Source organism: Pedobacter polaris (assembly GCF_005116505.1).
Taxonomy (GTDB): Bacteria; Bacteroidota; Bacteroidia; order Sphingobacteriales; family Sphingobacteriaceae; genus Pedobacter; species Pedobacter polaris.
Window position 1 is genome coordinate 1,282,648 of record NZ_SWBR01000001.1, and the last position, 15,401, is coordinate 1,298,048.

Below are 15,401 nucleotides of genomic sequence, written 5' to 3' on the forward strand. Positions count from 1 at the left end.
GCGATTGAGAAAAAAACTTGCACTAATTGTACTTTTACTCTTTATTTTTGCATGTGGCAACATCTTTTCTCAAGTTGTACCGGCAAAAACAGGAGCGGATTCGCTCAAAAATTCTTTCAATATTCGCGAAAAGCTAGGGCTAGGTTTAAGAACAAATACAAATCCATTTTTAGGACTTCCAGAGAATATAAAAAGGATTGTAGAGTATGATGCGCAGAATAAACGCTATGTGATTACTGAACGTATCGGCGATAGACTTTTCTCTGCTCCACAATACTTAACAATAGAGCAATACCTTAGGCTAGTTAATAGCGAAGTCAAACGCGAAAATTGGCGGATCTTATCAAATGCAGAGATTAATCAAGTAAGGCAAACAGGAATTATTCCAGCTGTTAAAATTAATAGTAAGATTTTTGAGAAGATTTTTGGTGGTACAACAATAGACATTCAACCTAGAGGTGATGCAGAACTTACATTTTTAGGCCGTATCAATAAAAACGAAAATCCATTATTTAATGAACGACAACGCGTACAAAGTAATTTTGATTTCAACCAGCGAATCCAAATGGATGTAACCGGTAATATTGGTACAAAGCTGAAAATTAAAATGAACTACAATACCGAAGCTCAGTTTGATTTCGAAAACCAAATTAAATTAGATTATACTGGCGGTAAGGATGATATCATTAAGAAAATTGAAGCTGGTAATGTAAGTCTGCCATTAAATAGTACGTTAATTAATGGAACACAGTCTTTATTTGGTGTGAAAACTCAATTACAGTTTGGTAAATTAGATGTTTCAGCAGTATTTAGTCAACAGAAATCACAATCTAAAGAGCTTCAAATTAATAATGGAGCTCAACAAAATGAATACCGTTTAAGTGGGAGTGAATATGAAGCTAACAAACACTATTTTTTAGCAAAATATTTTAGGGATAATTACAACAGAGCACTTGCAAATCCACCAACAGTTCTCTCAGGTGTTCTAGTTACAAAAATCGAGGTTTGGATTACAAATAAAACAGGTAATACTCAAGATTCGAGAGATGTTTTGGCTTTTTTAGACTTAGGTGAAAACCAGCCTTATAATACAGGCCAAATTATTGGTGGTGCTTCAGTATTGCCTTCAGGATTTACAAATCCAACATTTCCTACTCCTTCCAATAATCTATTAGCCAATTTACCCCAAGATGCTAGACAAACCAATAGCAACAGTGTAATATCTTACTTTGCTGCAAATGGTGGTACAGATAATTTCGCTAAACTAACTTACGGTAGAAAATTAACAGAAAGAGAATACAATTTTCAACCTCAACTTGGGTATATATCATTAAACAATGCCTTAAATGCTGATGAAGTTTTAGCAGTTTCTTATCGTTATACTTATAATGGGGTTGAGTACCAGGTAGGGGAGTTTTCTACAGATGTATCTTTTGATCAAGCTGTGCCAAAGGTATTGTATTCAAAACTTTTAAAAAATGAAACCATCAAAACAAATCTTCCAACTTGGGATTTGATGATGAAAAATATCTACTCAATAGGCGGTTACCAGATCAGCAACCAAAACTTTAAATTAGATATCTTTAGAATCGATGATAAAACAGGAATAGAAATGCCTTTAATTAGGGAAGGCACTAGAACCTCACTTAAACAATTCATTTCATTAACTAATCTAGATCAGTTAAACCAACAAAAAGAAAAGAAACCAGATGGTGTATTTGATTTTGAAGCAGAAAATAAACCATTTGTTGCAAATCAACAACCACAAAATCAAAGTGCTTATTCAAGTACCTCTAGTTTAACAGGTGCAAATGTAAGCGCCTTAATAAACAATACAAATAATGGATATGTAACAATAGATCCATTAAATGGGAGGATTATTTTTCCATTAATAGAACCATTTGGTAAAGATTTAGCAAATAAGTTTAACCTTCCTGCAGAACAATTTTTAGCCGATAAATACAGTTACCCGCAACTTTATGATTCAACCAAAGTAGTAGCACAACAACTATTTAATAATAAAGATCTTTATGTAATTAAAGGTGCATATCAATCAGAAATTGCATCAGAGTTTTCTTTAAATTCAATTAATGTAACCGAAGGTTCTGTAAAAGTTTTTGCTGGTACAATTCCATTGCAAGAAGGTGCAGATTACACAGTCGATTACCAAGGTGGTCGTGTAAAAATTGTAAATACAGCAGTGCTTATTTCTGGTCAGCCGATAAGAATTACAACAGAGAATAATGAGCTTTTCGGTTTACAGCAACGGTCATTATTTGGAGCAAGGTTCGATTATAGAGTTAATCCAAAACTTACTTTGGGTGGTACATTTATGAATTTATCAGAAAAACCACTTACACAAAAAGTAAATTATCGGGAGGAACCCATATCAAATACTATTTTTGGGTTCGATGCAAATTATAGTTCTCCTTCAAGATTTTTAACAAAACTGGTCGATAAAATCCCATTCATATCTACAAAAGCACCATCAAGTATTAGCTTTTCTGCAGAATATGCAAAACTGATCCCAGGGCATCCGAGCGCAATTAATTCTGGCGGAGATAAAGGGGGATCAAGTTACCTTGATGATTTTGAAGCTTCACGCTCTATAGTAGATCTAAAAAGTTCTGTGCCATGGCAAATCTCCAATACACCACAATTTTTCTCAGAGTCACAATTGGTTGATAATCTTTCTTACGGTTTCAATAGGGCTAAATTAGCTTTTTATAACATTGACCCTATATTTTATAATAAAACCTCTACAGATTTACCCTCTAGTTTAAGGAACAACAGAAACGAATTGTCTAATCACTATGTGAGAGAGATTATTGAACAAGAAGTTTTTCCATTTAAAGAAATTAGTACAGGCCAACAAATTAATTTACCAACTTTAGATTTAGCTTTTTATCCAATGTTGCGTGGCCCATATAATTATGCAACAACTGGGTTTGCTAATAATGGATTTTTGAATAATCCTAGATCCCGCTGGGGTGGTATTTCTAGAAGAGTGGATATCAATGACTTTGAAGCAAATAATATCGAATATATTGAACTTTGGGTGATGGATCCATTTATGTATAAACCCGCATCTCAAGGTGGAGATTTATATTTTAATATCGGAAACATCTCCGAAGATATTCTTAAGGATGGTAGAAAAGGATTGGAAAATAGTCTTCCTGCTAATGGAGACCCTTCTAAATATGATGAAACAAACTGGGGAAGAGTTGCGAAATTGCAACCAGTGATACAAGCATTTGATAATGACCCATCAGCTAGAAAAGCACAGGATGTTGGTTTGGATGGTTTGTCTAATGTAAGTGAAAAGGCAAAATTTGCAGCTTTAATTAGTCAAATAACAACACAATTGAACCCAGATGCTGCACTAACATTTAATAATGATCCATCGTCTGATGACTATTCTTACTTCAGGGGTGGTAATTTAGATAATGCAAATGCTGGTATATTAAAACGTTATCAAAATTTTAACGGTCCAGAAGGAAATTCTAAAACATCGCAGCAATCTCTTGATGAATTAGGTTTAGAAAACTCTGCATCTACTTCTCTTCCTGATGGCGAAGACATCAACAGAGATAACAACATGACACAGTCTGATGAATATTTTCAATACAAAATATCAATGAGACCTTCTGATTTAATTGTGGGGCAAAACTTTGTGACGGATAAGGTTGTTTCTTCGGTTAAATTGGCAAATGGGCAAGCGCAAAACGCAACTTGGTATCAAATTCGTATTCCATTAGCTCAGTATCAACAAAAAGTAGGTGGTATTCAAGACTTTAAATCTATCAGATTTATAAGAATGTTTATGACAAACTTTGCAGATACAGCAATACTAAGATTTGCAAAAATACAATTGGTAAAAGGAGATTGGCGCCAATATAATGCTAAAAATGAGGCTATCAATGTAATTGCTGATCAATCTTTATTACCAGCAACCCCAGATAATTCTACAATTGAGGTAGCAACAGTAAATATTGAAGAAAATGGTAAACGTAGTCCAATACCTTATGTTGTTCCTCCAGGTATTGAGCGTGAAAGAGATTTTAGCAACTATCGTGGAGATACACGTCAAAACGAACAGTCATTATCAGTTATTATTAAAAACTTAAGAGATGGATATGGTAGAGCAGCATTTAAAACTGCCATCAACGACTTTAGATCTTATAAAAGATTAGAGATGTATATTCACTTGGAGACTGTGGCCAATGCTGATTTAAATGACAATGATTTAAATGCATTTTTGAGAATTGGAACAGACAACCAAGATAATTATTACGAATATAACCAGCCTTTAAAAGTTACCAGACCAGGTACAAGTGATCCATATGCAATTTGGCCAGATCAAAATAAAATGGATATTAACTTGGAGCTTTTTCAAAAAGCAAAAACAGCAAGAAACCAAGCTCGTACAAGTGGTGGATTACCTTGGCCAATAAATATTCCTTTTAATTATAGTGATGGTAGAAATACAATTGTTGTAAAAGGGCAGCCGGATATGAGTAAGGTTAGGGTATATATGTTGGGCATAAAAAATCCATTGCGTAACCCTGTCTTACCAGTTGGAGATGAAGGATTAGATAAAAGTGCACAAGTATGGTTTAATGAGCTTAGGTTAACGGAGTTTGATGAACGTGGAGGATGGGCAGCAACAGCAAGGATGAATGCAAAGCTAGCTGATTTTGCAGATTTGAATATTTCTGGAAGTAAATCAACTATCGGTTTCGGCTCTTTGGAAAAGAAAGTGAGTGAGCGTAACCGGTCTGATAATGAGTTTTTTGATATTTCATCAAGTATTGAATTGGGTAAGTTTTTACCTCAGAAAACTGGTATTAAAATTCCAATGTATGTAAGTTATTCTAAACAAGTTTTAACACCACAATTTGATCCTCGTACACCAGATATAGAATTGAAAAATGCACTTGAAGGTGCTTCAAAATCACAACAAGATTCTATTCTAAACTTTGCCCAAGATTACACCACAAGGAGCAGTATAAACTTTACGAATGTACGTAAGGAAAGAACCAATACAGAAAAGAAAGTACGTCTGTGGGATATAGAAAATTTTAATGTTTCTTATGCCCAGACTAAATTCTCTCATCGAGATTTTATAAATGAAACAAGTATTCAACATACTTATAGAGCATCATTAGGTTATAATTATACCGGAACGCCAAAGAACTATATGCCGTTTGATAAAATTATAAAATCTAATACACTTAAATTATTAAAGGATTTTAACTTTACCCTGTTGCCTAACTCCATTAATTTTAGAATTGATGTTGATCGCTTCTATTCAGAGAATACACTAAGAAATAATGACCCAAATAACTATATTCCTATCAATACAACCTTTAACAAGAATTTTTTAGTTTCTAGAATTTACGGTATTGCCTGGGATTTAACAAATTCATTGAGTCTAGATTTTGATGCTACTAATTATTCAATTATTGATGAACCAGATGGAAGAATTGAAGGATTAAAAAGAGATACCCTTTGGCAAAACCTAAAAACATTAGGTAGAACCACAGACTATAGCCACAACTTAAATATAAGATACAACTTGCCTATTAATAAGATCCCGGGCTTAGATTGGTTAACCGTGGCTACTATTTATGGTACCAATTTCAATTGGCAAACAGAACCACTTTCTACATTAAGAGATCCTTCGATTAACTTAGGTAATACCATTCAAAATTCTAGAACTATACAGGTAAATCCAACCTTAACGCTGAGTAATTTGTACAATAAATTTGGCTTTATAAGGAGAAGCGTGAATAAGGCAGATTCTGCTCAAAGTTTTTCTGATGTTCTTGTTGGTTTTTTAACAAGTGTTAGAAATATCAATGTAGCATTTACACAAACAAAGGGCACTTTTATGCCTGGATACCTGCCTAAAACAAGATATTTTGGGATAGATGATGTTACTGGTGCCCCTGGTTTAGGTTTCGTTTTTGGTAGTCAAAGAGATATTAGAGACATGGCCTTGCAAAATGGATGGTTAACAACTGATGAACTACAAACCCAATTGTATATCAATACCCTTAGAGAAGACTTCCAGTTAACCGGAACGATTGAGCCAATAAGAGATTTGAAGGTGACCTTAAGTGCAACAAGAAATAAAACATTAAACTATTCTACAAATTTTAGGTACGATAATAGCATCAGTTCATTTAGAAATTTAAGTCCAACAACAACAGGAGATTATAGTATTTCTATTATTACATTGGGAACTGCATTTAAAGATAAGAATGGAAGTACAATATCAACCTTGTTTAATACCTTTATGGCAAATAGACAGACAATTTCTGCTCGTTTAGGTGCTCAAAATCCAAACTCTTCGGGTATTACAAATGGTTTTGCAGACGGGTACGATAAGAGCTCGCAAAATGTTATCATTTCATCTTTTATTGCAGCTTATTCTGGCAAAAATGCCAGCACATCTAGTTTAAATAGTCTTCCAAAAATTCCGCTTCCTAATTGGAGAATAACTTACGGAGGATTGTCTAAAATTCCTTTTCTAGCAGACAGATTTTCTGAATTAAGCTTAAGACATGGATATCGTTCAGTTTATAGTGTAAATGGTTTTAACAGTTTGTTGAAATATCAGGAAGCCAATGGTTTTGTAAATAGTAGAGATGTAAATCAAAATTTCCTTCCTTTTTACCAATTTGCACAAGTTAATATTTCAGAGCAATTCTCCCCTTTAATTGGTATCGATACTAGGTTAAAAAATAATCTTACAGCGAATTTTGAAATTAATAAAACCAGAATTATGGCTTTAAGTTTATCTAATAGCCAATTAGCACAATTATCTGAAAATAACATGGTATTTGGATTAGGTTATAGAACGGCAAAATTCAGGTTCCCATTCGGCTGGTTTAGCCAACTAAAAATGGATAACAATATGGATTTTAAACTCGATGTTGCCATAAGGGACAACAAAACTGTGATTTATAGAGCAGATATTGCAGAGGCGGAAGTTTCATCTGGAGCTAAAAACATTACATTAAGACCAACTGTTGATTACATTTTAAACCAACGTTTTAATGTAAAATTATTCTACGATTCTAATATTACTAAACCATACACCTCACAATCATTTAACACTTCATTTAGTAATTTCGGTTTCAGCTTAAGGATGACACTTAATTAGTAATTGCGATAAAGCAGTTTAATAATTACCTTTATGGCAGGTAAATTTTATTCTTACAAACACAAAATATAAAACTAACATAGATACAATGAATTTTCCATCAGAATTAAAGTACACTAAAGACCACGAATGGGTAAGAGTGGAAGGTAATGAAGCTTATATTGGTATTACAGATTTCGCTCAACGTGAGCTTGGCGATATCGTATACTTAGATATCAATACAGTTGGCGAAGAAGTAGAACAAGAAAAAGAGTTCGGAACTGTAGAGGCTGTTAAAACTGTATCTGATTTGTTTATGCCAGTTACATCAACAGTAATAGAAGTTAATGCTGAATTAAATGATAACCCAGAGCTGGTAAACTCAGATCCTTACGGCAAGGGTTGGATGGTAAAAGTCTCACTAAGCGATGCTGCACAAGTTGATGCTTTGTTAAGTGCTGATGAATATAAAGCTTTAGTTGGAGCTTAATAATGAATAATTACAAAGCACTAAAAACTCAGCGATGGTCTTTAGTTTGGGCAATCATTGTTTTAGTGCTTTGTAATATCAAATTGCCAGAAAGTAAAGGAGGTTCTGGCTTTTTCTTTGAGGGTTTCGATAAAATGGCACATTTAGGTTTTTTTTATGTGTTAACCATCCTCCTTTTTTATGGTAAAATTAAATACCAACATAATTTCAGTTTCCGTTCATTAACCATTTTTAAAATAATTCTTATTTCGGTAGTACTTGGCGGAGGTATAGAGCTGTTGCAATGGAAATTTTTCACTTACCGCTCTGCAGAATGGTGGGATTTTGGTTGTGATATGCTAGGGTCATTTATGGGGGTGTTTAGCTATGCATTATTGCATTTATCAAATTACAATGAGCAAAAAAGTTAACCTAATTTTAATTGTAATATTTAGTTTAATATTAAATTCATGTGGGTTGTTTAAACCTTCATGTCATTGTCCGAAAATGCCTAAATCCCGCTACCAGCAATTTTAATTCTATTTTTTGCACAATAATATTTTATTAAACGCTTAATTTCAACGTTGCTCTGTAACGATAAAGTTAGTTGTATTTAAAATGTTACCCACATTTTAGCACATCTTAACAAACTTTTGATGCTTACGCTAGTCTGATAGGGTAACTTTACAAAATTATAAAAATTACAAATGAAGACTTTTTTACAAAAAACAATACTTATTGCCTTATTATTTATAAGTTACTATTCCAATGCACAAACTGGTGGCTCTGCTACCGGAAAAGTGTTAAATAGCAAGGATAAATCACCTGTAGATTATGCCTCAGTCGCTGTTAAAAGGTTAAGCGATTCTACAACAGTTGGTGGTACCAACACCGGTGCAAATGGAAGTTTCACCATTTCTGGACTAGCTCTTGGAAAATATAAATTATATGTAGTTTATATTGGTTTAAAAACAATCAATAAAGAATTCGAATTAACTGCCGCTAGCCCTACTATTAACTTTGGCGATTTGACCATGGAAAATACGGGTGTGCAATTAAATACTGTTGTTGTACAAGGCGAAATACCTCCTGTTGTTGTAAAAAAAGATACTTTAGAATTCGATGCGAAAACAATTAAGGTAAAAGAGAATTCTGTTGTAGAAGACTTATTGAAAAAACTACCGGGTGTTGAAGTTGCCAAAGATGGTACGGTAACAACACAAGGAGAAACCATCAAAAGGGTAAGAGTAGATGGTAAAGATTTCATGGGAACAGATCCATTAATGGCTACTAAAAACTTACCTGCAGATATGGTTGATAAAATTCAGATTATAGATGATATGTCTGATCAATCTAAATTCTCTGGAGTAGATGATGGCAACCGCGAGAAGATTATCAACATTACCACCAAAAATGGTGTTAAGAATAAGGGATTTGTTGGTAATAATACTGTAGGTTACGGAACTAATGATAGATATGACGTTAACCTAAGTGTTTCTAGATTTAATGAAAGTGAGCAAATATCTTTGTTAGGGCAATTTAACAATGTGAACAAACAAAGCTTTAGTGGCGGAATTGGTGGTGGTGGTGGAATGAGATTCGGTGGTTTTAATGGTGGTCCTCAAAAAGGTATTACCACTACTAACATGGCCGGACTTAATTATGCTAATGTTTACAAAAACGGAACTACATTTAACGCTAGTTATAACTTTAACAAAACCTCTTTGTTTTTAGATCAGAATAGCTTTACTAGAAATTTGTTAGGAGATATTATTACAACAAGTTCTTCGGACAATGTAAGTACAACCGAACGTTTAAATCATAGATTTAATGCGACCTTAGATACCAAAATTGATTCTTCGATTTCGGTAAGGTGGCAACCAAGTTTTACCTATTCAGAAAATGAAGGTAATAGTTCAAATAATTATACTAGACAGGTTATTAATAATACAATTGGAAGTCAAACAAACCTAACAAATTCTATTACTCCTTCAATCAATAATAATTTATTATTCCGTAAGAAATTCCAACGTAGAGGTCGTACCTTATCTTTAAATATTAACACCAGTTTTAATGATAGTGATGGTAACAACTTTAATAAGTTCTCAGAAAGTACATCAGTTAATGGAGTTCCTTCCGCTGTGAATAGAGATCAATTAAATGATCAAGATTCAAGGTCAATATCCAATACAGCAAGATTAGTTTATACCGAGCCATTATCTAAAACGCTAAGTTTGGAATTGAATTATCAAAATGTTTATTCTTTTGATAATCAAGAGAGAGCAGTTTATGACTTTAACCCAATTACCCAACAATATGATTTAGTTAGTGCTAAATTCAGTAATAATTTTGAAAACACCTCATACACAAATGCTGTTGGTTTTAGTTTTAATAAAACGGAGAAAAAATACAATTGGCAGCTTGGCTTAGGTGTTCAAAACATTAGTCAAGAAAGATTTGATATTACTAATAATGACGCTTTCAATCGCAACTTTATTAATTTGACGCCATCTGCTCAGTTTAGATATAATTTTAGCAATAGCAAGCGTTTAAGAATTAATTATAACGGTCGTACTTCTCAACCTTCTATTAGTCAAATTGCACCAGTTTTGGATAATACGAATACAACCACGTTGCCAATTGGTAATCCAGATTTGAAGCCAGCATTTACTAATAGTTTAAGTATCTTTTACAATAATTTTGATTTTGCAAGTTACCGTTCATTGTTTATCGGAGCTTTTATCAATCAACAATTCAATGCATTCTCAACACAATCTGTTGTAATTCAAAATGATCCAAATAACCCAGAAAATAACGGTAAAATTCAACAGAAAAGTGTAAACGTTGATGGTAATTTTAGTGCGAATGTTTTTGGGTCAGTAAGCCAACCAATTATTAAAGGCAATAAATTGAATTTTCAAATTGATTTAAGAGGCGGTTATTCAAAAACAACAGGTTTTTCTGGAACTTTAGAAAACATTACCAATAGCTATTCAATCACTAATGGATATAAGCTAGTTTCTAACTTGGATAAACTTGATTTAATTGCAGGTATTTCAGGTACAATGTATCGTGACCGATATTCGGCAAATCAAAATAATAATACTAAATATTATACTTTGTCGCCAAATATTGACATCAGTTATTTGCTTCCAGGTAATATCCGTATACAAACAGATTTAACATATAATAAGTTGACTGGACGTGGTGTTGGTTTTGATACTGACTATACATTAATTAATGCTTACGTTAGTCGCCAATTCAATAGACTTACATTTAAAGCTTCTGTAAATGATTTATTAAATCAGAATACTGGTGTAGAACGTAATGGTGGTGCAAATACAATTCAAGATTTAAACTATAATGTATTGAAACGCTATTATATGTTCTCTCTTACCTACTCATTAAGTAAAATTGCAGGTGTAGGTATGGGCGGTGGTCAGCAAGGTGGCCAAAGGCAAGGTGGTATGAGAATGGGTGGAATGTAACCCTAATCGTTAAAATTATAAAAAGTCGCTGCCACTTGGTTAGCGACTTTTTTATTACCCTTTCTTATTTGGATTTAATATAAATAAAGGCTAAATTGCGCTATATTTTCAAGTATGAAACTTTCGCAGTTAAACCCAGGAGAACAAGGAACAATCGTTGCATTTACAGATTTAGAAATGTCTGTAAAATTAATGGAAATGGGCTGTCTTCCTGGTGAAGTTGTAGAAGTAGAGCGCTTTGCTCCACTTGGCGATCCTATAGCCATCCGGGTTGCGGGATATCAACTTTGTTTACGTAAAAGCGAAGCATCTGTTATTATAATTCAGTAATAAATTGGCCGATATTAAAGTTGCATTAGTTGGTAATCCAAATACCGGAAAATCTACCCTCTTTAATCTTTTAACTGGATTAAATCAAAAAATAGGAAATTTCCCTGGTATAACTGTAGATAAGAAAGTTGGTTTTTGTAAGCTTTCTACACATCAAACTGCAGAAATTATTGATCTTCCAGGAACTTATAGTTTGTATCCGAAAAGTAAGGATGAAAGCATCGTTTTTCAGGTATTAGCAGATAAAAATGATAGTAGTCATCCTGATGTTGTTGTTTTAGTTGCAGATGCCACCAATTTAAGACGTAATCTTTTGTTATGTTCTCAAGTTGCAGATTTAGGTTTGCCAATGCTTTTGGTGCTTAACATGACAGATATGGCCCGTAAAGAAGGCATCCATATCAACATAAATAAACTTTCAGAAAGACTAGGCATTCAGGTGGTAGCCATGTCTGCCAGAAAAAATGATGGGCTAGATGTGCTCAAAAAAGCAATTTCCCATACTACGGCTATCAGTACTCAAATTACTGGAGTTGATGTGAAAGTTTTTGCCCCAGAAGCAATTGCAGAAGTTAAAGAAAAAATAAAAACCGATAATGATTATTATGCGTTGCAGGTTTTACATCAACATGAACACCTAGCTTTTTTTACTGAGGAAGAACAAAAAGAAATTGAAGCAATTGAAAAAACACATGTTTTTGAATCTTCAAAATTACAAGGGGCAGAAACTATTGCTAGGTATAGGCATTTAAGTACTGTTTTAACAGACATTGTTTTTGATACAGGAGCAGAAAAGAAGTTTAAAGTAACGGATAGGTTAGATTCTATTTTAACCAATCGTTTTTGGGGCTTTTTAATTTTTATCTTGATCTTATTCTTCGTTTTTAATGCTATTTTCTCTTGGTCTGCATATCCAATGGAATTGATAGAGAATGGATTTGTTTGGTTAACAGAATTTGGGCATGCACATTTACCTGCCGGAGTTTTAACAAACTTATTGTTAGACGGGGTGGTAGCAGGCTTGGGTGGCATTATCATTTTCATTCCTCAAATTGCTATTTTATTTGCCTTAATTTCCATTTTAGAAGATACCGGTTACATGGCTAGGGTTACTTTTATGATGGATAAAATCATGCGTAAATTTGGCTTAAGCGGTAAATCTGTTGTGCCAATGATTGGTGGAATTGCTTGTGCTGTTCCTTCTATTATGAGCGCTCGTAATATAGAGAGCTGGAAAGACAGAATTATCACCATTATGGTTACGCCTTTGGTAAGTTGCTCTGCGAGGTTACCTGTGTATACTTTATTAATTTCTTTGGTTGTACCTGATAAGATGATCTTTGGGATATTCAGTTTGCAAGGTTTAACATTAATGGCAATGTACGTTATTAGTATTTTGGCAGCAGTTCTAGTAGCATTAGTAATGAAATTTATTATTAAAGCCAAAGAAAAATCATATTTCATAATGGAGTTGCCGGTGTATAGAATGCCAAGGTGGAAGAACGTTTTTTATACGATGTATGAGAAATCTAAAACTTTTGTATTAGAAGCAGGTAAGGTAATTATTGCGATTTCAATTGTTTTATGGGTTTTGGCAACTTATGGGCCAGGTAAGAGATTTGATGCGATTGAGAAGAAGTATGCAGCTATTGAAAGCTCTTCAAAAGATAGTGTTCAGTTGGCTTCATTAGAAAGAGACAAGGCTGCAGAAAAGCTGGAAAATTCTTACGCAGGTATTTTAGGCCAGTCTATTGAACCTGCTATAAAACCGCTAGGTTTTGATTGGAAGATAGGGATTGCCCTAATTACTTCTTTTGCGGCTCGGGAAGCATTTGTAGGTACGATGTCTACCATTTATAGTGTAGATAATGGTGATGAACAGACAGCGACTATTCGTAATAAAATGAGAGATGCTAAAAATTCTGAGACAGGGCTTCCTGTATTTACTTTCGCAACTTCACTTTCGTTAATGCTATTTTATGCTTTTGCAATGCAATGTATGAGTACTGTTGCTGTTGTTTACCGTGAAACTAAGTCATGGAAATGGCCGATCATTCAATTAGTTTACATGACTGCTATGGCTTATGTAGCTAGTTTAATTGCTTATCAGTTCTTAAAATAATTAGTAGATTTGCTTTGTGGATAAAGTTGATGTTTTAGCACAATATATGCCTGCACCAGCAGCTCCAATCATTTCGAAATGGATTGATTATTTTCAATGTGAATTTAAGATTTCTAAAAATAGAACTACAAAACTTGGTGATTATCGACATCCTTTTAAAGATAAAGGGCATAAAATTTCTGTCAACAATGATCTAAATCAATACGCTTTTTTGGTTACTACTGTACATGAATTTGCACATTTGCTAACGTGGAATGACCATAAAAACAAAGCTAAACCTCATGGGATAGAATGGAAAAACAATTTTAAAAGAATGATGAATCCTTTCTTTGAAATACAAGTTTTTCCTCCAGATATCCATCAAACAATAATTAAATACCTAAATAATCCAGCAGCGTCTAGTTGTACAGACTTAACATTAGCAAGAGCATTAAAAAAGTACGATATAAATTTAGCAACCAATAGGATAGAAGAACTGCCATTAAACACAGTCTTTACCTTAAAGGATGGCAGAAAATTTAAAAAAGGAGAAAGAATTAGAAAACGTTATAGATGTGTTTGTCTAGATAACGGGAATATCTATCTATTTAATCCACTTGCAGAGGTGTTGCTAGCAACAGGAACATAAACAGCTTCTTTATCTTCAACAATCCATTTGATAGCTAATTTTTGATCTTTAAAATCTATAGGGTTGTTCAATAAGCTATCAATATACTGATCCTTATTTTTTACGAGAATGCTTGCTGTATAACTATTTTGGTTTTTACTTTTTAGAACAATATATCTACTATCGGGGTAGGTAGTTATATTCTCAAAAACCATTTCAAACTTATCCGAGCCATTTAAAACCTCATTTAAAGTTTTTACATTTTCTAGGAAAGTCTTATCTGCCTTATTATTCAAACTTAGTGGTACGTCAATGTATGGTAGTGAGTTAATGGCATCGTTTGATGAGGCTGTCCTTCTTTCTATTTTAAAAACGGTATTACTACGTAGAAAAGTTCTGCTATTTTTAATAATTAATCCATCATCATTTGAAAGTTCATTCTTAACCTTTTCTAAAATCAAACTATCATTTCTAAAGTAATACTCTTTTAGGCTATTGCTAGCTGCCCCATTATAGGCATGTTCGGTTATTAAAACTGTTTTGCCATTTTCTATGTATTTCTCTACATAAAATGATAAGTCTCCAATCATGTAAACTAAACTAGTACTTTTTGGTAATTTTAATAAGTTTTTATCTATTTGATCTGCATATTTTAAGATGGAAGCTGCAGTTAGATTAGTAGCGTATTGATCTGTTAATTCTGCTTCAGGATGATCTGACTTGAATTTATTGCAGCCTAATAATGTACTAAAAGCACTGATTAAAACCAAAAAATATACACTTTTCATAACGCATCCATAAATTAGGTAACTTATGTATGCTTAGGCTATTATCGTGCCAAGGCTAAACTTTTGCTTTCGATTCTGCCATTAGAATGAATCTAGTTACATCATTTTTAGAAATTATTTTTTGAGCTTCTACACACCTACCCATATATTCTAGATCCAATCCATATATGTTTGCTATTTCTTGGAGTCGCTTCACATCAACAGTAATTTTATCTGTTTCCCACTTGCAATAAGTACTGCGCTCAACATTAAGTATGTCTGCAATTTTTTGCTGTGTAGCCCCTTTTAAAGAACGTAGCTCTTTAAGTATAAATCCAATTTTCATAAGTAGCGTAATTTTTAATTCGGGAGATTAATGCAAATTACAAATAAAAATATTTCATTTCCAACATGTGATTATAAATCACAAAATGTGAAAACAAATCACAAAAAAAATCACACAAACAT

At 33.3% G+C, this 15,401-nt stretch carries 9 protein-coding genes; 7 read left to right on the plus strand and 2 right to left on the minus strand.

Annotated features, from left to right (window positions below; translation table 11 throughout):
* Positions 1-4: 4 nt before the first annotated feature.
* From sov to FA048_RS05750, 7 genes are all read left to right on the plus strand, one after another.
* Positions 5-7,171, plus strand: coding sequence for a T9SS outer membrane translocon Sov/SprA (gene sov / locus FA048_RS05720; RefSeq protein WP_136839234.1), 7,167 nt, complete (start codon positions 5-7; stop codon positions 7,169-7,171).
* A gap of 88 nt (positions 7,172-7,259) precedes the next feature.
* On the plus strand, positions 7,260-7,640 hold the full coding sequence (gene gcvH, locus FA048_RS05725; RefSeq protein WP_136839235.1) for a glycine cleavage system protein GcvH: 381 nt from the start codon (positions 7,260-7,262) through the stop codon (positions 7,638-7,640).
* 2 nt (positions 7,641-7,642) lie between these two features.
* Positions 7,643-8,050, plus strand: coding sequence for a VanZ family protein (locus tag FA048_RS05730; RefSeq protein ID WP_136839236.1), 408 nt, complete (start codon positions 7,643-7,645; stop codon positions 8,048-8,050).
* A 276-nt stretch (positions 8,051-8,326) separates the two neighbouring features.
* Entirely contained in the window at positions 8,327-11,107 is a 2,781-nt protein-coding gene (locus tag FA048_RS05735) for an outer membrane beta-barrel family protein (RefSeq protein WP_136839237.1), read from the plus strand.
* Positions 11,108-11,221: 114 nt separating this feature from the next.
* Positions 11,222-11,437 carry a FeoA family protein gene (locus tag FA048_RS05740; protein WP_131552127.1) on the plus strand — a complete coding sequence of 72 codons (216 nt, stop codon included), beginning with the start codon at positions 11,222-11,224 and terminating at the stop codon, positions 11,435-11,437.
* A 13-nt stretch (positions 11,438-11,450) separates the two neighbouring features.
* Entirely contained in the window at positions 11,451-13,559 is a 2,109-nt protein-coding gene (gene feoB / locus FA048_RS05745) for a ferrous iron transport protein B (protein ID WP_136839423.1), read from the plus strand.
* Positions 13,560-13,605: 46 nt separating this feature from the next.
* Positions 13,606-14,187, plus strand: coding sequence for a SprT-like domain-containing protein (locus FA048_RS05750; RefSeq protein ID WP_136839424.1), 582 nt, complete (start codon positions 13,606-13,608; stop codon positions 14,185-14,187).
* Here the strand turns inward: FA048_RS05750 and FA048_RS05755 are convergent.
* A complete protein-coding gene (locus FA048_RS05755; protein WP_136839238.1) occupies positions 14,139-14,954 on the minus strand; it encodes a hypothetical protein in 816 nt (271 codons plus the stop codon). The genes FA048_RS05750 and FA048_RS05755 overlap by 49 nt on opposite strands.
* Positions 14,955-15,009: 55 nt before the next feature.
* Positions 15,010-15,279, minus strand: a complete 270-nt coding sequence (locus FA048_RS05760) for a helix-turn-helix domain-containing protein (RefSeq protein WP_136839239.1) — start codon at positions 15,277-15,279, stop codon at positions 15,010-15,012.
* Positions 15,280-15,401: the final 122 nt, after the last annotated feature.